General features: G+C 69.8%; 18 protein-coding genes. 5 read left to right on the forward strand and 13 right to left on the reverse strand.

Annotated features, from left to right (window positions below; translation table 11 throughout):
* Positions 1–3: 3 nt before the first annotated feature.
* Entirely contained in the window at positions 4–954 is a 951-nt protein-coding gene (gene mdh / locus BM290_RS26805) for a malate dehydrogenase (RefSeq protein WP_093618665.1), read from the reverse strand.
* Between the two features lie 530 nt (positions 955–1,484).
* Between mdh and BM290_RS26810 the strand changes: the two genes are divergently transcribed.
* Positions 1,485–2,423: a DUF559 domain-containing protein gene (locus BM290_RS26810; RefSeq protein ID WP_093618666.1), complete on the forward strand. Its 939-nt coding sequence runs from the start codon at positions 1,485–1,487 to the stop codon at positions 2,421–2,423.
* A gap of 12 nt (positions 2,424–2,435) precedes the next feature.
* Here BM290_RS26810 and purH read toward each other — a convergent pair whose 3' ends face one another.
* The 6 genes from purH to icmB all read right to left on the reverse strand — a co-directional run bounded on the left by purH (position 2,436) and on the right by icmB (position 9,325).
* Positions 2,436–4,007 (reverse strand): bifunctional phosphoribosylaminoimidazolecarboxamide formyltransferase/IMP cyclohydrolase, encoded by a 1,572-nt coding sequence (gene purH / locus BM290_RS26815; protein ID WP_093618667.1) that lies wholly within the window; start codon positions 4,005–4,007, stop codon positions 2,436–2,438.
* Positions 4,004–4,621, reverse strand: coding sequence for a phosphoribosylglycinamide formyltransferase (gene purN, locus BM290_RS26820; RefSeq protein WP_093618668.1), 618 nt, complete (start codon positions 4,619–4,621; stop codon positions 4,004–4,006). The genes purH and purN overlap by 4 nt, the downstream gene beginning before the upstream one ends.
* A gap of 98 nt (positions 4,622–4,719) precedes the next feature.
* A complete protein-coding gene (locus tag BM290_RS26825) occupies positions 4,720–6,183 on the reverse strand; it encodes a cell division protein PerM (protein WP_093618669.1) in 1,464 nt (487 codons plus the stop codon).
* 107 nt (positions 6,184–6,290) lie between these two features.
* Positions 6,291–7,172, reverse strand: coding sequence for a succinate--CoA ligase subunit alpha (sucD, locus tag BM290_RS26830; protein ID WP_093618670.1), 882 nt, complete (start codon positions 7,170–7,172; stop codon positions 6,291–6,293).
* A 4-nt stretch (positions 7,173–7,176) separates the two neighbouring features.
* Positions 7,177–8,355 carry an ADP-forming succinate--CoA ligase subunit beta gene (gene sucC, locus BM290_RS26835; RefSeq protein ID WP_093618671.1) on the reverse strand — a complete coding sequence of 393 codons (1,179 nt, stop codon included), beginning with the start codon at positions 8,353–8,355 and terminating at the stop codon, positions 7,177–7,179.
* A 565-nt stretch (positions 8,356–8,920) separates the two neighbouring features.
* Entirely contained in the window at positions 8,921–9,325 is a 405-nt protein-coding gene (gene icmB, locus BM290_RS26840; RefSeq protein WP_093618914.1) for a coenzyme B12-dependent isobutyryl CoA mutase small subunit, read from the reverse strand.
* A 433-nt stretch (positions 9,326–9,758) separates the two neighbouring features.
* Between icmB and BM290_RS26845 the strand changes: the two genes are divergently transcribed.
* Together BM290_RS26845 and BM290_RS50770 are read left to right on the forward strand one after the other, a co-directional pair.
* Entirely contained in the window at positions 9,759–10,496 is a 738-nt protein-coding gene (locus tag BM290_RS26845; protein WP_093618672.1) for a M23 family metallopeptidase, read from the forward strand.
* A 241-nt stretch (positions 10,497–10,737) separates the two neighbouring features.
* Positions 10,738–11,400: a M23 family metallopeptidase gene (locus BM290_RS50770; RefSeq protein WP_275413301.1), complete on the forward strand. Its 663-nt coding sequence runs from the start codon at positions 10,738–10,740 to the stop codon at positions 11,398–11,400.
* Here BM290_RS50770 and pcrA read toward each other — a convergent pair.
* A complete protein-coding gene (gene pcrA / locus BM290_RS26855; protein ID WP_239143707.1) occupies positions 11,397–13,823 on the reverse strand; it encodes a DNA helicase PcrA in 2,427 nt (808 codons plus the stop codon). The genes BM290_RS50770 and pcrA overlap by 4 nt on opposite strands.
* Before the next feature lie 136 nt (positions 13,824–13,959).
* Here pcrA and BM290_RS26860 point away from each other — a divergent pair, with 136 nt between their 5' ends.
* Positions 13,960–15,801 (forward strand): bifunctional metallophosphatase/5'-nucleotidase, encoded by a 1,842-nt coding sequence (locus BM290_RS26860; protein ID WP_093618675.1) that lies wholly within the window; start codon positions 13,960–13,962, stop codon positions 15,799–15,801.
* 235 nt (positions 15,802–16,036) lie between these two features.
* A complete protein-coding gene (locus BM290_RS26865; protein WP_093618915.1) occupies positions 16,037–16,327 on the forward strand; it encodes a chorismate mutase in 291 nt (96 codons plus the stop codon).
* 134 nt (positions 16,328–16,461) lie between these two features.
* Here BM290_RS26865 and BM290_RS48625 read toward each other — a convergent pair whose 3' ends face one another.
* The 5 genes from BM290_RS48625 to BM290_RS26890 form a co-directional block, all read right to left on the reverse strand.
* On the reverse strand, positions 16,462–17,166 hold the full coding sequence (locus BM290_RS48625; RefSeq protein ID WP_177319918.1) for a hypothetical protein: 705 nt from the start codon (positions 17,164–17,166) through the stop codon (positions 16,462–16,464).
* 213 nt (positions 17,167–17,379) lie between these two features.
* Positions 17,380–18,354: an ABC transporter ATP-binding protein gene (locus BM290_RS26875; protein WP_093618676.1), complete on the reverse strand. Its 975-nt coding sequence runs from the start codon at positions 18,352–18,354 to the stop codon at positions 17,380–17,382.
* The gene (locus BM290_RS26880; RefSeq protein WP_239143706.1) at positions 18,347–19,378 is read right to left on the reverse strand and encodes an ABC transporter ATP-binding protein; all 1,032 of its coding nucleotides are present in this window, start codon (positions 19,376–19,378) and stop codon (positions 18,347–18,349) included. Before BM290_RS26880 ends, BM290_RS26875 begins: the two co-directional genes overlap by 8 nt.
* 13 nt (positions 19,379–19,391) lie before the next feature.
* Positions 19,392–20,282, reverse strand: a complete 891-nt coding sequence (locus BM290_RS26885; protein ID WP_093618677.1) for an ABC transporter permease — start codon at positions 20,280–20,282, stop codon at positions 19,392–19,394.
* Positions 20,275–21,201, reverse strand: coding sequence for an ABC transporter permease (locus tag BM290_RS26890; protein WP_093618678.1), 927 nt, complete (start codon positions 21,199–21,201; stop codon positions 20,275–20,277). Before BM290_RS26890 ends, BM290_RS26885 begins: the two co-directional genes overlap by 8 nt.
* Positions 21,202–21,281 lie beyond the last annotated feature (80 nt).

Raw genomic sequence — 21,281 nt, forward strand, 5'->3', positions numbered from 1 at the left:
GACTCAGAGGTCAGCGACGTCCGCCTGCTTGGCGCGGACCGCCTCGGCGGCCTCCTTCAGGCCGGCCAGCTCGCTGTCGGTGAGCTTGTCCTCGACGACCTTGCGGATGCCGGTGGCGCCCAGCTCGGCCTCGACACCCAGGTAGACGCCGGAGATCCCGTACTCCCCGTCGACCCACGCGCAGACCGGGACGACCTCGCCGGAGTCCTCCGCGACAGCCTTGGCCATGCGGGCCGCGGCGGCCGACGGCGCATAGTAGGCCGAACCGGTCTTCAGCAGCGCGACCACCTCGGCGCCACCGTTACGGGTCCGGACGACCAGCTCCTCGATCTTGTCAGCCGGCAGCAGCTCGGACAGCGGCTTGCCGTCGACGGTGCACCGCGACGGAACCGGAACCATGGTGTCGCCGTGCGAGCCGAGGGTCAGCGCCTTGACACTCTTCACCGGGACGTTGAGCTCCTCGGCGATGAAGTTGGTGAACCGGGCGGTGTCGAGCACACCGGCCTGGCCGAACACCCGGTTCTTCGGGAACTGGGTGGCGATCTGAGCGAGCGCGGTCATCTCGTCGACCGGGTTGGAGACCACGATGACGACCGCGTTCGGCGCGTACTTCGCGATGTTCTCCGCGACCTGACGCACGATCTTGGCGTTGACCTCGAGCAGGTCCATCCGGCTCATGCCCGGCTTACGCGGAAGGCCGGCGGTGACCACGACGACGTCGGAGCCCTCGATGGCCTCGTAGCCCTCACCGTTCGGCCCGGTCGAGACACCGACGACCTTGGTCTCGAAGCCCTCGATCGACCGGGACTGGTTGATGTCGAGCGCGAGACCGGCCGGCTTGCCGTCGATGATGTCGGTGAGAACCACCGTCTCGAAGATGTCGTACTCGGCGAGACGCTGCGCGGTCGTGGACCCGTAGAAACCGGCGCCTACGACGGTTACCTTCTTGCCCATAGCTCTGCACTCCCAGTGTCCGGGCGACTTTTCGCGACCGTATCAGCCGGTTAACGTCCGATTACCAGCCGGTCCGCTGAACGGGACTTAAGCCACTGCCTCAGCCGTATCACCGAGCGGCACGCCACGCACCCTTCACCGCGCCGAGCGGCGCGCCACGCACCCTACCCACGCGCCTAGCGGCACGCCACGCACCCTCCCCACCCCGCCCAGCGACACGCCACGCACCCTTCACCGCGCCCAGCGGCACGCCACGCACCCACCCCACCCGCCCAGCGGCACGCCATGCACCCTTCACGGCCTCTGATGATCGCCGAGCGACACGCCACGCACCTTTCCCACGGCGGGAAGGGTGCATCACGTACCACTGACGTTCAGATGATCAACGGCCGCCGGGCATACCCGCCGCCCCAGCCCGCCGGAAGCCACGGCATCCAGCACAAAGACGCCCCGAACACAACCTCGTCCACACTGCCGACCCGTCCACAGGCCGCTCAGCACGACACCGCAATACCGGCCACGCTGAGCCGATGCCCCGACAGCCGACGATCCCCGACCAACTCCGGAGCAGCCCGTTCCGGGGTTCCATCGCCGTGAAGGAGGGCATCCTCAGCAGGCCGATGCTCCGTAGCCCCGCTTGGCAGCGCCTCCTGCACGACGTCTACATCCACCGCGACGTCCCTCTGGACCACCGCACCTGGTGTCGGGCAGCCGCGCTGATCCTGCCGCCGGGATCAGCGATAGGTGGTTTGAGCGCCGCCCACCTGTGGGGCCTGGAGATCAAGGGGAGCAGAGTCTCATTGGCGCTGCCCCGAGCCAGATCGTTCCGCCCCCACCCGCACCTGGTCACGCACCGCACGACGCTCACCCCGGCCGACCTGACCCGCCACGAGGGCATGCCCGTGACCACGCCGGAGCGAACCGCGTTCGACCTGGGCCGCCGGTTGAACAGGGCGGACGCGCTCGCCCTTCTCGACGCGATGCTCCACCTTCACGTACTCAGGCTCGAAGTTGTCCAGGAGATGACCAGGCGACGCTTCACCTGGCCGGGAAGCAGCGTGCTGGCCGATCTGATCAGGTTCGCCGATCCGCGCGCCGAGTCCCCGATGGAGTCACGCCTGCGGCTTCTCCTGATCGACGCTCGGCTGCCACCCGCGATACCCCAGTTGGAGATCCATGACAATGCCGGCTGTTTTCTGGCCCGCGCCGATCTGGCCTGGCCGGAAGCCGACCTGATCGCCGAGTACGACGGTGACCATCACCGGGAGAGAGCACAGTTCCGGCACGACGTGACCAGGCTGAACGCTTTACGGATGGCCGGTTGGACAGTGCTCCGGTTCACCGCGGACGACGTACTGCGCCATCCGCGCCGCCTGGTCGCGACGGTGTCGGCGGCCCTGGCCGAGGCGGCCGAACGTCGAAGCGGTCGAACGTCGAAGCGGTCGACGCCCACCGACGCCGACCGCTGAGACGGGGGTTCGTCAGTGGTAGAAGTGGCGGGTACCGGTCAGGTAAACCGTCAGGCCGGCCTTGGCCGCAGCCTCGATGACCTGCTCGTCACGGATCGACCCACCCGGCTGCACGACCGCCTTCACACCGGCCGCGATCAGCACCTCCAGCCCGTCCGGGAAGGGGAAGAACGCGTCCGAGGCGGCCACGCTGCCAGCGGCCCTCTCGGCACCGGCCCGGTTGACGGCGAGGTGCGCCGAGTCGACCCGGTTGACCTGCCCCATGCCGACGCCGACGGTCGCGCCGTCCTTGGCCAGCAGGATCGCGTTGCTCTTGACGCTGCGGATGGCCCGCCACGCGAAGACGAGGTCGCGCAGCATCTCCTCGGACGCCGGGGCGCCGGTCGCGAGGGTCCAGTTCGCCGGGTCGTCGCCGTCGGCGTCGACACGGTCCGCAGCCTGCACCAGCACACCACCGGTGACCTGCTTGAACTCGACCGGCGCGGGCTTCCACTCGGGCGCCACGAGCAGGCGGAGGTTCTTCTTCTCCCGGAGCACGTCGAGAGCCGCCTCGTCGAACGACGGCGCCACGATGACCTCGGTGAAGATCTCCGCGACCTGCTGTGCGAGTTCGAGGGTGACCGTGCGGTTGACCGCGATCACGCCTCCGAAGGCCGACACCGGGTCACACTCGTGCGCCTTGCGATGGGCGTCGGCCACGTCCGCGCCAACCGCGATGCCGCAGGGGTTGGCGTGCTTGATGATCGCGACACAGGGGTCGGTGAAGTCGTTCGCGCTGCGCCAGGCCGCGTCCGCGTCGACATAGTTGTTGTACGACATCTCCTTGCCGTGCAGCTGCCGCGCCTGAGCCAGCCCGGGCGCAGCCGCCGCGTCGGTGTAGAGCGCCGCCTTCTGGTGCGGATTCTCGCCATAGCGGAGCACCGCGGACCGGCGCAGCGCGAGACCCGCGAACTCCGGCCACCACTGCTCGTCGGCCACCAGCTCCTGCGCGGTCCATTCGGCGACGGCCACGTCGTATTCCGCGATGTCGGCGAAGGCCCGGGCTGCCAGCGCGCGCCGCTGGGCGAGGGTGAAGCCGCCTTCGGCGAGGGCGGAGACGATCAGGGGGTACGCCGTGACAGCCGTGACAACCGCAACGGACGCGTGGTTCTTGGCGGCGGAGCGGACCATCGCCGGCCCACCGATGTCGATCTTCGCGATGCAGTCCTCGACGCCCGCGCCGGACGCCACCGTCTCGGTGAACGGGTACAGGTTGCTGACCAGCAGGTCGAACGGCTCGATGCCCAGCTCGGCGAGCTCTTGGACGTGGCCTTCGAGCCGCAGGTCGGCCAGCAGCCCGGCGTGCACCTTGGGGTGCAGCGTCTTGACCCGGTCGCTGAGGATCTCGGGGAAGCCGGTCAGCTCCTCGACCCGGGTGACCGGCACGCCGGCCTTCTCCACGGTCGACGCGGTCGAGCCGGTGGAGACGATCTGCACCCCGGCGGCGTGCAGGGCCTGGGCCAGCTCGACGATGCCGTCCTTGTACCAGACGCTCAGCAGCGCCCGCTTGATCGGACGGCGCCCCTCACCAGAAGAGGTGGTCACGGAATCCGTACCTTTCTGTCCTGAATGGTCCAGCCGTCCCGGACCAGCTTGCCGACGAACTCGACCAGCTGGGCCCGCTCGGCCACCTTGATGCGCTCGGTGAGCGTCTCCTCCGTGTCGTCGTCGAGCACGGGGACCACGGTCTGCGCGATGATCGGCCCGGTGTCGACACCGGCGTCCACGAAGAAGAGCGTCGCTCCGGCGACCTTCACGCCGTACGCCAGCGCGTCCCGCGGCCCGTGGATGCCCGGGAACGCGGGGAGCAGCGCGTTGTGCGTGTTGATGTACCGATCGCCGAACGCGTCGAGGAACTGCTTGCCGACGAGCTTGAGGAAGCCGGCCGAGATCACCAGGTCGGGCCGGTGGGCGGCGACGTGCTCGGTCAGTGCGGCGTCCCAGTCGTCACGGGTCGGGTAGGACTTCACCGAGTCGACGAACGTGGGGATCCCGGCGGCCGTGGCGTGGCCCAGTCCGGCGATCCCGTCCCGGTCGGCGCCGACGGCGACGACTGTCGCACCGTACGCCGGATCGGCTGTCGCTTCGAGAAGAGCCTGCAGGTTGCTGCCCGATCCGGAGATGAGAACGACCAGGCGGGCGGGCGCGGGGTCAGTCACCTGTGCACCCTATCCTCGCCCCGGGGAGCACCCGTTAACCGGGGCGTTTCAGCGGTTTTCCGTGGCGGAGGGCACACGACGGCACTCGAGGGGGAACGTCAGCGGCGTCGGAAGGCGCGCGTCGCCGCCGCGCCGAGGGTGACCGCGACGGCCACCACGATGGCGGCGACGATGCCGGTCTGTATCGGGTCGGGCCCGATCCGGGACAGCCGCCCCGAGCCGAGCGCGCCCCCGGACGCCCAGGCGAGCCCGGCCAGCACCAGCCCGGCGACGGGCCCGGCGAGCAGGCCCGACATGATCACGAGGGGCCACGGCGGCTCGGCGGCGGCGGTGACCTTGCCGGCGCCCGTGCGGCGGGTGGCCCGCCACGCGTTGTCGCGGCCGAACCGCAGCCGCTGGGTGAGGGTCCAGCCGGCCACCGCTCCGGCGATCACCGGCAGTGCGAGCAGCACCGTGCCGGCGGCGCCCAGCGGTCCTTCGGGCAGGCCGGCGATCAGCGGCACCATCGGGGGCGGCCCGAGCGTGACCTCGGTCAGCCGGACGGCCGAGTCGGTGCCGATCGCGAATCCCGGCCCGAGCAGGTAGGCGGCCACCCAGATGGTGGCGTTCACGGCGTACCCGACGCTGATCAGGGTGATCCCGGCCTGCCCGGCGACGCCGGTCCGGTAGTTGGCGATGATCTCGGCGGCCTGGGCGCCACCGAGCGCGACGGCGAGACCACCGACGACTGCGCCGGCGCCGACGACCAGGAACGCGGCGACCAGCCCGGTCCGGATGCCGTGCCGCAGGGCCGGGGGCAGTCGCCGGGCGAGGGTGCTCACGGCGCCGGTGCCGCGCAGCGCGCCGAGCAGCGCCCCGGCCAGGCCGAGGGCGAGGAAGTGCGACGCGGCGCGGGCGGTGGAGATCTGGGTGCCGCGGCCGTCGGTGAGCTGGGCGGCGAGGACACCGATCAGGGTGTACGCCGTACCGACCGCGACCGCGACCAGGAGCGCCTTGGCGAACGACCCGGAGCGCCGGGCCCCGATGGCGCGGGTGACGTGCAGGCCGGCCCGGTTGAGCCGCCAGACGATCAGCACCGTGAGCAGCAGCGGCGCGAGGGCGAGCGGCCCGATCGAGGTGCCGATGGGCACGCCGTGGCCGAGCAGCCAGCCGGCGAGTCCGGCGTGCGCGGCGGCGACCAGCCCGCCGGCGCCCTCGAGCGTGCGGGCGAGCCCGATCACGGCGGCCACCGGAAGGTAGGTGAGCAGGGCCGCCCACACGGTCGCGAAGAGCGCCGCGACCGGCAGTGGTGCGCCGCGGCCGGGCGCCGGCCGGCGCTGGGTGGGCACGCGGACGGTCTCGCGCCGGCCGAGCATCGCGTCGTCGACGATCACGGTGTCGCGCCGGTCGTCCTCGCTGCCGGGGCGCTCACCGGCGGGGATGGCCTCGGTGGGCCGGTCCTCCGGTGGCGGTGCGGGGCGCTCGCGATCGAGGGCTGCCGTGTCCCGCACCACGGACTGCAGCGCCTCGGCGACCGCGAACGGGTCCTCCGAGCCGCCAGGCCGGTCGGTTGTGCTGGACATCGGCGCCTACTTTTCCATGCCGTGGCCGGTGCGGCGATGCAGAAACGACGGCGCGCCGCCGATCAGGTCGGTTCCCGATCGACAGCGCGCCGTTTCCACAGCCGTGATCAGCTCAAGATGTCGCGCATGAGCTGGGCAGTCTCGGACGGCGTCTTGCCGACCTTGACCCCGGCCGCCTCGAGGGCGGCCTTCTTGGCGTCGGCGGTGCCGGCCGAGCCGGAGATGATGGCGCCGGCGTGGCCCATCGTCTTTCCGGGCGGCGCGGTGAAGCCGGCGATGTAGCCGACGACCGGCTTGGTGACGTTGGCCTTGATGAACTCGGCAGCCCGCTCCTCGGCGTCGCCGCCGATCTCGCCGATCATCACGATCGCGTCGGTCTCCGGGTCCTCCTGGAAGGCCTTGAGCGCGTCGATGTGGGTGGTGCCGATGATCGGGTCACCGCCGATGCCGACCGCGGTGGAGAAGCCGAACTCGCGCAACTCGTACATGAGCTGGTAGGTCAGCGTGCCGCTCTTGCTGACCAGGCCGATGCGGCCCTGCGGGGTGATGTCGGCCGGGATGATGCCGGCGTTGGAGGCGCCGGGCGACGCGATGCCGGGGCAGTTCGGCCCGATGATCCGGGTCTTCTCGCCCTTGGCCACGTTGTACGCCCAGAACGCCGCCGAGTCCTGCACCGGCACGCCCTCGGTGATCACCACGGCGAGCGGGATCTCGGCGTCAATCGCCTCGACGACCGCGGCCTTGGTGAACGCCGGCGGGACGAAGATGACCGACACGTCGGCGCCGGTCTCGGCGATGGCCTCGGCGACGGTGGCGAAGACGGGCAGCTCGGTGCCGTCGAAGTCCACCTTGGTGCCGGCCTTGCGCGGGTTGACACCGCCCACTACCTGGGTGCCCGCGGCGAGCATCCGCTTGGTGTGCTTGGAGCCCTCACCACCGGTGATGCCCTGGACGATGACCTTGGAGTCCTTGGTGAGCCAGATCGCCATTAGTTCACTTCCCCGCAGCCGCGAGCTCGGCGGCACGCTGGGCCGCTCCGTCCATCGTGTCCACCCGCTCGACCAGCGGGTTGTTCGCTCCGTCGAGGATGGCACGGCCGGCCTCGGCGTTGTTGCCGTCGAGGCGGACCACGAGCGGCTTGGTGACGGTCTCGCCGCGCTGCGCGAGCAGCTCCAGGGCCTGGATGATGCCGTTGGCGACCGCGTCGCAGGCGGTGATGCCGCCGAAGACGTTGACGAAGACGGACTTGACGGCCGGGTCGCCGAGGACGATCTCCAGGCCGTTCGCCATCACCTGGGCGCTGGCGCCGCCGCCGATGTCGAGGAAGTTGGCCGGCTTGACGCCACCGTGGCTCTCGCCCGCATACGCCACCACGTCCAGGGTCGACATGACCAGGCCGGCGCCGTTGCCGATGATGCCGACCTCGCCGTCGAGCTTGACGTAGTTGAGGTTCTTGGCCTTGGCCGCCTGCTCCAGCGGGTCGACCGCGGACTTGTCCTCGAGCGCCTCGTGGTCGGGGTGCCGGAAGCCGGCATTCTCGTCCAGGGTGACCTTGGCGTCGAGCGCCAGCACCCGGCCGTCGCCCACCTTGGCCAGCGGGTTGACCTCGACGAGCGTGGCGTCCTCGGCGACGAACGCCTGCCACAGCTTCACGGCGATGTCGACGACCTGGTCGGCGACCTCGGCGGGGAACTTGGCGGCGGTGACGATCTCGCGCGCCTTGGCCTCGTCCACGCCCTTGCTCGCGTCGATCGCGATCTTGGCGACCCGGTCCGGGTCCTCCTCGGCGACCGTCTCGATCTCCATGCCGCCGGCGACGCTGGCGATGCACAGGAAAGTACGGTTGGCCCGGTCCAGCAGGTAGGAGAAGTAGTACTCCTCCACGATGTCGGCCGTCTCGGCCAGCATCACCTTGTGGACCGTGTGGCCCTTGATGTCCATGCCCAGGATGTCGGTGGCGCGGGCCTCGGCCTCGTCGGCGCCGTCGGCCAGCTTGACGCCGCCGGCCTTACCGCGGCCACCAACCTTGACCTGCGCCTTGACGACGACCTTGCCACCGAGGCGCTCGGCGATCGCCCGGGCCTCCTGCGGGGTCTCGGCGACACCGCCGCCCAGCACGGGCAGCCCGTGCCGTTCGAACAGGTCGCGCCCCTGATACTCGAACAGGTCCACGTGTCTCCTTTCGCTCGCGACGCCAAGCGCCGGCAAGCCGCACCATTGCGTCCCGACCTGTGTGCGCGGGGCAGCGCGGCGCGCCGCCAGCGTGAGGATCGTCAGGCCTTTTCACAGGTGCGAAATGGCCTTCATCCGCAGACTAGCGACCTGAACCGGCTCGGTGAGCGCGCGGGTGCGCGGTGTGCAAGACCACACACCGGAGTGACGAAAGCGCAGCTCCGGGACGGTCGGGGCGACCGCGCACTGTGTGCACAAAGAGAACTCGGTGGCGCGCCCCGCGCCGGCCGGCGCACCCGTTCGAAAAATCACGCGGGCGCGCGTAACCCGCCCGCAGGGGGGTCGTTGAGTGTGGTGTCGGAGCGCTGCGGCGCTCGCAAGGAAGACGGCCGATGCCCTGTCGGTCGAGGGGTGGCGGCGGGGCATCGCGCATAGAGGGGCCGGACGTGTGAGGGGTGCGTCCGGCCTCTCCCCTTGCGCCGTGAAGATCAACCCCGGCCGCTTCCCGGTGCTGTCTCAGCGGCGCTCGGACAGCACTGACGACCAGCTGAAAGGCTCTCGCGAATCAGGCGACGGGCGCTGCCACATTGGCGCGGACCCATTCGACGATGGATTCCAGTGACGCACCGGGTGTGAATAGACCGGCTACCCCGAGTGATTGCAATTCGGCGATGTCGTCGTCCGGAATGATGCCGCCACCGAATACCACGATGTCGGCGGCGTCACGCTCCGCCAACAGTTCGAGCACTCTCCGAAAGAGCGTCATGTGCGCTCCGGAGAGAACCGACAGCCCGATGCCGTCGGCGTCCTCCTGAATCGCGGTCTCCACGATCTGCTCGGGCGTCTGGTGCAGGCCGGTGTAGATCACCTCCATGCCCGCGTCGCGCAGCGCCCGGGCGATCACCTTGGCCCCGCGGTCATGCCCATCCAGCCCGGGCTTGGCGACGACGACCCTGATCCGTGCTTGCATGCTGACCCCTTCGGGCTCTCCGACCCCGGTGTCCGGCCGCCGCTGCGGGCCGCCCTCCGCGGTCACCTTAACGAACGGTAACCCGCCGCGCCGGGCCCCGGTAGCGGGAGGTGACGGCCACCCGCCGGCGGTAATTGTTCTTTGGGTCACATTACTGAGCGCTTTGGAGACCATTACTTAGGGTCGCCAGATGGGGGATCCGGAAAGCCCACCAATTCGGACAATAGCTGATCAATGCTGACCAGGAACTGTCACGAAATTGGCGCTGCGACTTGTGACCCGGCTGCCGTTTCGTTACCGTGGCCACGGCTGTCGCACAGGTTCCCCCCACAACGACAGTCCGGCGGACCACTGTTTCGAACCGGGTCAACCCAATTTCCCGGGCTCCGAACCGCGGATCCGTCGCCGCAATGCCACTGACGGAGGATTCTTCGTGCGCCAGCGCTTGTCGTCTGAGCCCGATCGCTATCGCGGTCGGCGCCGAGTGCCGACACCTCCGCGCAGCCGCTACGCAGTCGTCGTCACATCAGCCTTTGTCGGAGCCGGTGTCGTCGCGCTGGGCGCGGCCTCCAACCTCCCGGACAACAAGGCAGTCGACCCGGACGTTCTGCAGAGTCTCTCCAAGGGCTCGTCGATCACCACCGACGCCCTGGAAAATCGTGACGGCGATAACGCCGCCTCCCGCGGTGAGAACCGCGAGGCCAACACCCCGCTCAGTGCCGACGAGGCCACGAAGGACGTCTACCTTCTGCCGCTCGACGACTACGAGTTCACCTCGGCCTACGGTGTCCGGTTCGGCAAGCTGCACGCCGGCATCGACCTGGCCGCCCCGGACGGCACGCCATACAAGGCCGTGCACGGGGGTACGGTGACCGCCGCCGGTTACTCCGGTGGATATGGGTACTCGATCACGATCCGGCAGGACGACGGCACCGAGATGATCTACGCCCACTCCCGGCGCACGCTGGTGAACAAGGGTGATGTGGTCAAGGCCGGTCAGGTGATCGGCGAGGTGGGCAACACCGGGTACTCGTACGGCACGCACCTGCACCTCGAAGTGCACATCAAGGGCACGCCGGTCGACCCGATCACCTTCCTCGAGGAACGGGGCGTCAGCATCAAGCTGAAGATGGAATCGGTGTACGCGGCACTCGACGCCGCGGCCTCCTGACTCCCTGATTCCTCTCTTACCCGGTTGCATCCGGGTTGAACTCCCGTTTCCGGCATCAGCGCCCCCGGTCTCCGCGCCGACAGGTACGTGACAGCACGTCACGGCAGTCGGGAGGGCCATCCGCGTGGGGCAGCATTCGTCATCCGGCCGAGGCGGACGCCACCGGTGGGAGAACCTGCGCCGGCACCGCGCCCCCGCCTTCCCCGCGCTTTTCGCCACCAGCAGCCGTACCGTCCTCTCGGTGACCGCGTTGAGCGCCACCCTGGCCGCCGGCATCGGCGCCGCCGGTGTGGCCGCCTCCGCCTCGCCGATCGGTGGCGGTGGTGACGGCCTGCCGACCGCCGCGCATGCCCCGGGCACCCCGCCGATCGTGCCGCCACCCGGTGACGAGGCGCCCGGCAAGATCCACGATCGGGTGGTCCCGGCCCCGTGGAACGCCGGCCCGGAGGCCGCCCCCGCCGCGCGCAAGACCCGGCCACGGCCCCGCGCCGAGTGGACGCACCCGAACCCGTCCGCCGTGGTCACGTCCTGCTTCGGCCAGCGCTGGGGCCGCCTGCACGCCGGTGTCGACCTTGCCGCGCCGCACGGCACGGCGATCGTCGCGGCCGGGGCCGGCGTGGTCGTCGCGACCGGCGCGCACGGAGGGTACGGCAATGCGATCCTGATCGACCACGGCAACGGCTGGCTCACCCACTACGGGCACCTGTCGGCCATCAGTGTCCAGGTCGGACAGCGGGTCAGGGCCGGCGAGCACATCGGAGACGAAGGCTCGACCGGACACTCGACCGGGCCGCACCTGCATTTCGAGGTGCATCAGGGACACTTCCCCAACCCGGTCGAGCCGACCGCGTGGATGCGCGAGCACGGGGTGGACATCCCCGGTTGCTCCACGCCGGAGGGTTAGAGCTTCTCGATCGGGGCGTGCCGCAGGATCAGCCACATCACCTGGTCACCGAAGTCGATCTGGACCCGGGTGCCCGGGCCCTGCCCCTCGACCGCGAGGACACGGCCCAGACCGTACCTCTGATGGTTGACTCTGTCTCCGGGATCGACCTTGGGCGCCTGCTTCAGATCGCTGGCGGTGGCCAGCTTGCTGGCGTCGATGCCGAGCCGCTCGGCGATGCGCTGCGCCTTCGGGGTGCCGCCGGAGAAACCGCCGCCGCGCTGGCGGTCGCCGGCGCCGAAGCCACCGGCCCGGCCGCCCACCCCGCCGCCGGTCCCCGACCACGAGGTGTACGACCCACCGGTCCGCTCCCACCGCACCAGCTCGGCCGGCAGCTCGTCGGTGAACCGGGACGGCGGGTTGTACTGCGGCTGGCCCCACGCCGACCGGGTCACCGCCCGGGACAGGTAGAGCCGCTGCCGGGCCCGGGTGATGCCGACGTAGGCGAGCCGGCGCTCCTCCTCCAGCTCGGAGTTGTCGCCGAGCGCCCGCATGTGCGGGAACACGCCGTCCTCCAGGCCGGTCAGGAACACCACCGGGAACTCCAGGCCCTTCGCGGTGTGCAGGGTCATCAGGGTGACCACGCCCTGGTGGTCGGGGTCGTCGTCGGGGATCTGGTCGGCGTCGGCGACCAGCGCCACCTGCTCGAGGAACCCGGCCAGCGTCGCGACCTGCTCCTCCCCCTCGTCCGCCAGAGACTCGACGCGCTCGGTGTACTCCCGGGCGACGCTGACCAGCTCCTGGAGGTTCTCCACCCGGCCCTGGTCCTGCGGGTCGAGGCTCTCCTCCAGCTCGCTGAGCAGGCCGGAGCGCTGCAGAACGGCCTCCAGCACCTCCTCCGGCGGGGCGGACAGCGCGAGGGCGCGCAGGTCGTCGAGCAGCTGCACGAAGTCGTTGATGCTGTTGACCGCGCGGGTGGAGATGCCCGGCGCGTCCTTGGCCCGGCGCAGCGCCTGGCCGAACGAGACCCGGTCGCGCGACGACAGCGCCTCGATGCAGGCCTCGGCCCGGTCGCCGATGCCCCGTTTCGGCGTGTTGAGCACCCGGCGGATGCTGACGGTGTCGTCGTCGTTGACGATCGCGCGCAGGTAGCCGAGCGCGTCGCGGACCTCCTTGCGCTCGTAGAAGCGCACCCCGCCGACCACCTTGTAGGGCAGGCCGACCCGGATGAACACCTCCTCGAACACCCGGGACTGCGCGTTGGTCCGGTAGAAGACGGCGACGTCGCCGGGGCGCACGTCGTGGTTGTCGGTGAGCCGGTCGATCTCGCGGGCCACCCAGTCGGCCTCGGAGTGCTCGGTGTCGGCCACATAGCCGACGATCTGCTCGCCCTGGCCCTGGTCGCTCCAGAGCCGCTTGGGCTTGCGTGAGGTGTTCCGGTCGATCACCGCGTTGGCGGCGGTCAGGATGGTCTGGGTGGACCGGTAATTCTGCTCCAGCAGGATCGTGCGCGCCTGCGGGTAGTCGCGCTCGAACTCCAGGATGTTGCGGATCGTGGCGCCACGGAACGCGTAGATCGACTGGTCGGCGTCACCGACCACGCACAGCTCGGACGCCTCGTCCCCGGTGCCGACCAGCTCGCGGATCAGCGTGTACTGCGCGTGGTTGGTGTCCTGATACTCGTCGACCATGACGTGGCGGAACCGGCGACGATACGCCTCGGCCAGGTGCGGATGCGACTGGAACAGGTGCACCACGGTCATGATGATGTCGTCGAAGTCCAGCGCGTGCGCCTCACGCAGCCGCCGCTGATACAACTCGTACGCCTCGGCGACCGCCCGCTCGTTCGGCCCCTTGGCGCCGGCCTTGAACTCGTCCGGCTCGACCAGCTCGTTCTTCAGGTTCGACACCTGGGCGGCCAGGCCACGTGCGGTGTACCGCTTCGGGTCCAGGTCGAGCTCGCGGGACACCAGCGTCATGAGACGGCGGGAGTCGTCGGCGTCGTAGATGGAGAACGTGCTCTTCAGCCCGGCGTGCTCGTGCTCGGCGCGCAGGATGCGCACACACGCCGAGTGGAAGGTCGACACCCACATCATCCGGGCGCGCGGCCCGACCAGCTGGGCGACCCGCTCCTTCATCTCGCCGGCGGCCTTGTTGGTGAACGTGATCGCCATGATCTCGCCGGGATGCACGTTGCGCTCGGCCAGCAGGTAGGCGATCCGGTGGGTCAGCACCCGGGTCTTGCCCGATCCGGCGCCGGCCACGATGAGCAGCGGCGCCCCGGAGTGGGTCACCGCGTCCCGCTGAGGACCGTTCAGCCCGGTCAGCAGCGCTTCCGGATCGAGCCGGGGCGACACCGGCCGTGGCGCCGGCCGGGGCGCCTCCGGAGTCCGCACCGCGGGCAGGGGGAACAGGGCGTCGGAAGGTTCTGAGGAAGGTCGCATCGCGGGGAACAGTGTATGCCGCACCCCCGACAGGAATTAGTCGGCGACCGGCCCGTACATCAGCGGTGAACTATGAAATCCAGCCTTAGGCTGACCGGGTTGGTGAAAAAGTCTCTCCGATCGGGGGATCGATCCCATGCCACGTCCGCAGCGGCGTCACCTTGCCGCTCCCATAGTCGCGCTGGCCGCCGCCGGCGTGCTCACCGCGCTCCCGGCGCCGCAGACCGCGGCCGCCGCCCCGCCGCCCGAGTTCGCGCCGGTCTCCGTGTCGTACGGCGTGCCCAAGGGCGGCGCCGTGAAGGGCCGGTTCCTCAGCTACAACGACTTCCACGGCGCCATCGACCCGCCGACCGGCACCGGCGCGGTGGTCAACGCCGGCGGCACCAGCACCCCGGCCGGTGGAGTGGAGTATCTGGCCACGTACCTGACGAGGCTGCGGGCCGAGGCACGGGCCGAGGGCCGGACCACGATCACCGCGGGCGCCGGTGACCTGATCGGCGCGACGCCGCTGGTCAGCGCCGCCTTCCACGACGAGCCGACGATCGAGCTGATGAACCAGGTCGGGCTGCAGGTCAGCTCGGTCGGCAACCACGAGTTCGACGAGGGCGTCAGCGAGCTGATCCGGATCCAGCGCGGCGGCTGTCACCCGGTCGACGGATGTCAGGACGGCGATCCGTACCGGGGCGCGAAGTTCACCTACCTGGCCGCCAACACCATCAGCAAGAAGACGAAGCTGCCGATCCTGCCGCCGATCGACATCCGGTACGTGAACGGCGTGCCGGTCGGGTTCATCGGCATGACGCTGGAGGGCACGCCGGGCATCGTCAACCCGGCCGGCATCAAGGACGTCACCTTCACCGACGAGGTGGAGACCGCCAACAAGTGGAGCTCGGTGCTCAAGCTCTTCGGGGTGAAGGCCCAGGTGCTGCTCCTGCACGAGGGCGGCTCGCAGGCGTCGGCCACGCCCACGCCGGGAGTCTCCGACTGCAACGGCTTCAGCGGGCCGGTCAAGCCGATCGTGGCCGGGCTGAACCCGGAGATCGGCGTGGTCATCTCCGGTCACACGCACCGCTTCTACTCGTGCAAGCTGCCGAACAGCAAGGGCGTCGACACCGTCGTCACCAGCGCCGGCAGCAACGGGCAGCTGATCACCGACATCGACTACACGCTGGACCGGCGGACCGGGAGGTTCACCGAGATCACCGCGAAGAACGTGATCGTCGAGAACGGGGTGCCGGACGGCAACGGCGGCTGGAAGAAGGACGCCTCCGGGGCGTACCTGAAGAACCCGGACACCGTCGACGCCGCCGCCAAGAAGGTGGCCGACAAGTACCGCACCGCTGTCGCCCCGATCGCGAACAAGCTGGTCGGCAGCATCAGCGGGGACATCGTGCGTACCACGACGGCGGCCGGTGAGAGCCCGCTCGGTGACGTGATCGCCGACGCCCAGCTCGCCTACACCCGATCTGCCGGCGCCCAGATCGCGTTCATGAATCCGGGTGGCATCCGCGCCGACCTGGACGCCGACCAGTCCAGCGGCGGCGAGGCGTACGGCCAGGTGACCTACGGCGAGGCGTTCACCGTCCAGCCGTTCAACAACCTGGTCGTCACCCAGACCTTCACCGGCGCCGAGATCAAGGACGTGCTGGAGCAGCAGTTCGTCGGCTTCGCCGGGCAGACCACCCAGCGGATCCTCCAGGTGTCAGCCGGTCTGACGTACACGTGGAGCGCCTCGGCCGCGCCCGGCTCGAAGATCAGCAACCTGGCGCTGAACGGCACGCCGATCGACCCGGCCGCGAACTACCTGGTCACCACCAACGACTTCCTGGCCAACGGCGGTGACGGGTTCACCAATCTGAACCAGGGCCCGGACGGGCGGGTCACCGCGCCGGGCTTCGACGTGGACGCGCTCGTGGCGCACCTGGCCACCGGCCCGATCGCGCCGGGACCGGCCGACCGCATCTCGACGACCTCCTGATCAGCGCGGACTTTCGTCCCAACACTCGGGCGGTTTCCTTGCGGGACCGTCCGAGCCGGGGGCATACTCGGCTCGTGATCCAGCAGGCGCGATTTTTTACCTATGGCACCGGACGCCCGGCAGCCGTAGGTCGCTCCTGAACCCCAGACCTACATCAAGCCCCGGGCCGCCCAGCCCGGGGCTTGATGCTGTCCGGGCCGGGGTGGCCGGGATCCCAGCACCCGAGGAGCAGGACATGACCGCCGACGTGATGGACCAGACCACCGGCGCGGGCGAGGACGCGGCCGCCGCCAAGATCCTTGCCATTCGTGAGCGCATCAACGAGATCGACAAGACGATCATCGAGCTGTGGCAGGAGCGCGCCGCGCTCTCGCAGGAGGTCGGCAAGACCCGGATGGCCAGCGGTGGCACCCGCCTCGTGCTGGCCCGGGAGCGGGAGATCATCGAGCACTTCCGGGAGGCGCTCGGCCCGGACGGGACGCAGGTGGCGCTGCTCCTGCTGCGCTCGGGCCGCGGGCCGCTCTGACCCGTGCAACGCACTGCAGCCGGGCCCTGAGGACCCGGCTGCAGTTGAGCAACCACCGTTGAACGGTGTCATCTCACCGGAACCAGCGGCGAACCGCCGTGTTCCGTGACTTCGGTGCTGGTAAAGCCTCCTGACTAACGGCCGTAGCCGCCGCCACCGTGACCGCCGCCGTGGCCACCACCGTGACCGCCGCCGAAGCCACCACCGAAGCCGCCACCGAAGCCACCACCGAAGCCACCACCGTGACCGCCGCCGTAGCCGCCACCGTGACCGCCGCCGAAGCCGCCGCCCCAGCCGCCCCAGTGACCCCAGCGGTTGCCCCAGCCGTGGCCGCGGTTACCGAAACGCCACCAGTGGCTGAAGCCGCCGGCCCGGTACCCGAACGGGCTGACCCCGACGGGGCTGGCGACCCACGCCCGCCACTGCGGCCCGTACGCCAGGAAGGTGTCACCGCTGAAGCGGAACGCCTGGGTGGTGTAGAAGCTCTGGAAGCCCACCGCGCCCCAGTTGCAGTCGTCCGGGTCGACCAGGAGCGCGTAGGCACCCGGGCGCACGCCGTAGACCCCGGCCGGGACGACCGAGACGGTGTTGCAGCTGTAGGCCGAGGTAGCCCAGAAGCCACGGCGTCCACCGAACGCGGCGGCCTGCTGGCAGCCACCACGCGAACCGTAGTACCCGACGACGGTGTCGCCGTACCCGCCGTAGGTCTGGACCGCGGTCTTTTCCGGCTTCGCCACGGAGGTGGTGGTGCCGGAGGCCAGCGCCGGCGCCGTCGCGACAGTGGCACCGGCGAGGAGGCCGAGCCCGGCCATCGTCACCGAACGCATAGTCCTGTTCATGCTGTTTACCGTTTTCCTCTCAGGTAGGTAACTCGGTAAACCAGACGGTGCCATATCGGACTAACGAGGCAAAGGCTCTGAAGTAGCGTTTTCGTCTAGCAAACTATGCTCTTTCAATTGACCCCGGACGTAGAGTCGATCACCGCCTCGTTATCGTTGTGGAAACGCATCGGGCCGGGAGATCGACGATCTCCCGGCCCGATGAAAGCCTGGTCAGCGCCCGCGGAGCGGGTTGTTGATCTCGGCGAAGTGACAGGCGCTCGGATGCGGCGACCGCTCCCGGATCTGCAGCAGCGGCTCCTGCTCGGAACAGACGTGCTGCGCCTTCCAGCACCGGGTCCGGAACCGGCAGCCGGACGGCGGATTCGCCGGCGACGGGACGTCGCCCTCCAGAACGATCTGCTTACGGTGGCCACGCAGGCGCGGGTCCGGCACGGGCACGGCCGAGAGCAGGGCCTGGGTGTACGGGTGAGTCGGCTGGTCGTAGATGGCCACGTCGTGTCCCTGCTCGACGATCTTGCCGAGGTACATGACGGCGACCCGGTCGGAGATGTGCCGGACCACGGACAGGTCGTGGGCGATGAAGATGTAGGACAGCCCGAAGTCGTCCTGCAGCCGCTCCAGCAGGTTGATCACCTGAGCCTGGATGGACACGTCGAGCGCCGACACCGGCTCGTCGCAGACGATGATCTCGGGTTTGAGGGCCAGCGCCCGGGCGATGCCGATGCGCTGTCGCTGGCCACCGGAGAACTGGTGCGGGTAGCGGTTGATGTGGTCCGGGTTCAGGCCGACCGTGTCCAGCAGGTCCTGGACGGCCTGCTGCCGCTTGCCCTTCGGCACCACCTCGGAGTGGATCTCGAACGGCTCGCCGACGATGTCGCCGACGGTCATCCGGGGATTCAACGAGGTGTACGGGTCCTGCAACACCATCTGGATGTTGCGGCGAGCCCGGCGCAGCTCGCCCCCCTTGAGCCGGGTCATGTCCTGGCCGCGCACCGCGACCGCTCCGGAGGTCGGCTTCTCCAGCCCGACCAGCAGCTTGGCCAGGGTCGACTTGCCACAGCCGGACTCGCCGACCACGCCCAGCGTCTCGCCCCGGCGCAGTTGCAGGTCCACCCCGTCGACCGCCCGGATCTCGCCCTTGAAGTGCTTGACCAGGTCCTTGGTCTCGAGGACGACGTCACTCACCGAGGACCTCCCGGAAGAAGTGGCAGCGGGCGGTACGGCGCGGCGCGACCGCGTACGCCGGTGGTGCCGGGTCCTGACGGCACGGCTCCTTGGCGTACCCGCATCGCGGATGGAACGCACACCCGGCCGGGATGGCGGTGAGCGCCGGAGGCAGCCCCCGGATCGCGGTGAGCTGCTGACCCTTGAGGTCCAGCCGGGGAATCGATTCGAGCAACGCCCGGGTGTACGGGTGAGCCGGTCGCGCGTAGATGTCGTAGACCGGCGCCTCCTCGACGATCCGGCCGGCATACATCACCGAGATGCGGTCGGCCACGTCCGCGACCACGCCCATGTCATGGGTGATCAGGATGAGGCCCATGTTGCGCTGCCGCTGGAGCTCGGCGAGCAGGCCCATGATCTGCGCCTGCACGGTGACGTCGAGCGCGGTGGTCGGCTCGTCGGCGATCAGCACCTCGGGGTCGAGCGCCAGCGCCATCGCGATCATGACGCGCTGCCGCATACCGCCGGAGAACTGGTGCGGGTAGTCGTTGATCCGCGACTTCGCGGCCGGGATCCGAACCTGGTCGAGCAGCTCGATCGCCCGGCTCTTGGCGTCGGCGCGCGAGGCGCCGCGGTGCACCCGGAACAGCTCGGCCAGCTGGAAACCGACCGTATAGACCGGGTTCAGGGCGGACAGCGCGTCCTGGAAGATCATCGCGACCCGGTTGGCCCGGACCCGGCGGCGCTCCGCCTCCCGTACCTTCAGCAGGTCGACGCCGCGATAGCGGATCTCGCCGCGGGTGATGTGCCCGGGCGGGGTCTCCAGGATGCCCATGATCGCCTGGGCGGTCACCGACTTGCCGCAGCCGGACTCGCCGAGGATCGCCAGGGTCTCACCGGGGTTGAGCCAGAAGCTCGCGCCGTTGACGGCCTTCGCGACGCCGTCCCGGGTGCGGAACTCGACGTGCAGGTCGTTGACCTGGAGCAGGGGTGCGCGCGGGTCCAGTCCGGGCAGGACGTCCAGCTGCGCCTTGATGTCGGTCACAGGATCACCCTTTTCACCGCAGCTTCGGGTCGAAGGCGTCGCGGACGGCGTCGCCCAGCATGATGAAGGCCAGCACGGTGGCGGCGAGGAACGTGGACGGCCAGATCAGCGGGGCGGGCGCCACCCGGGCGTGCTTCTGCGCCTCGGCGATCTGCACCCCCCAGCTGATCGCGTCGCCCTTCAGCCCGACCCCGAGGAACGACAGGGTCGCCTCGGCCGCGATGTTGGCCCCCAGCAGCAGGGCCATCACGACGATGAACGGGGCGAACGCGTTCGGCAGGATGTGCCGGAACATCAGACGGGCCGGGCTCGCGCCGAGCATCCGGGCCGCCGCCACATAGTCCTGGCCCTTCGCCGCGACCACCGAAGAACGCATCACCCGGGCGGCCGAGGTCCAGGTCAGCAGGCCGAGCGTGAGCGTCACGGCGGTGACGCCGTCGTCGCCGGCGCCGGAGAGACGGCCGGAGAAGACCACCGCGCCGAGCAGGAACGGGATGCCGAGCACGATGTCGATGCCACGGGACAGGATCGCGTCGACGGCGCCGCCGAAGTAACCGGCGGCCATGCCGAAGAACAGGCCGATCACGCCGGCCAGCAGGGTGGCGAGCAGTCCGACCCAGAGGGAGTTCCCGGCGCCGTGGATCGTACGGGCGAACACGTCACAGCCCTGGTAGTCGAACCCGAACAGCGCGCCACCGGACGGGCCCGCATACTGCCTCGAGAGCGTGCAGTCGGCCGGGTTGGCCGAGGTGAACAGCGTCGGGAAGAACGCCATCAGCAGGATCAGCAGGGCCAGGCCGGACGAGACCCAGAAGATCTTGCTGTGGCGCAGATCGTCCCACGCGTCGCCGGAGAGGCTGCGCGGCCGGGTGTCGATCGTGGCCGGCAGGGTGGGGTCACTCATAGCGGATCCTGGGGTCGAGGGCGGCGTAGAGCAGATCGACGACGAGGTTCATGACCAGGAAGACGATCACCAGAACGCTGACGAAACCGACCACCATCGGCCCGTCCTCGGTGCGAATGCCCTGGGCGAGTTTGGAGCCGACACCCGGGATGTTGAAGACGCCCTCGGTGACGAGCGCGCCGGACATCAGCACGCCCAGGTCGACACCGATCAGGGTGACCAACGGGATCAGCGAGTTGCGCAGCACGTGCACCCAGATGACCCGGCGCGGCGCCAGGCCCTTGGCGCGGGCGGTCCGCACGTAGTCGGCGCGCAGGTTCTCCGCCACCGAAGTACGGGTGACCCGGAGCTGAGTGGCGACCACCGTGGTGGCCAGGACGAGGGCCGGCAGCAGCAGCGCGTAGAAGGAGGCGTTGCGGGACGCGGTCGCCGGGAACCAGCCCAGCTCCATCCCGAAGATCCACTGGGCGACCGGCGCGAGGACGACGATCGGCAGGGCCAGGAGCAGAAGGGTGAAGGCCAGGATGCCGTTGTCGAAGACGCTGCCCCGGCGGATGGCCGACCAGACGCCGGCGCCGAGCGCCAGGGCGGCCGCGATCACGAGCGCCATCAGCGACAACCGCACGGTCACCGGCCAGGAGTCCTCGAGCAGCGTGCCGATCTCCCGGCCGGAGATCGACTCGCCGAGATCGCCGGTGAGCAGGTTGCTCATGTAGTACCAGTACTGGCTGAGAAGGCCCTCATCGAGGTGATAACGCTCAGTGAGCGCTTCTCGGAGGGAGGCACTCACCGGTTTCTCGCCTGCCAAGGCTTGGACGGGGTCGTCCTGGTTGGCGAACATCAGCGCGAATACCACGAAGGTGGCCCCGAAGAACGTCAGGATCATCTGCAGTAGGCGCCGCACGATGTAGCGGAACATACGGATTCGAACTTCTTCCGCGGAGGGGGCGCCGGCCTCGTGAGCCGGCGACGGGAAAGGTCGGGTCACACAGTGGTGGC

It is taken from the genome of Actinoplanes philippinensis (assembly GCF_900113015.1).
GTDB classification, from domain to species: domain Bacteria; phylum Actinomycetota; class Actinomycetes; order Mycobacteriales; family Micromonosporaceae; genus Actinoplanes; species Actinoplanes philippinensis.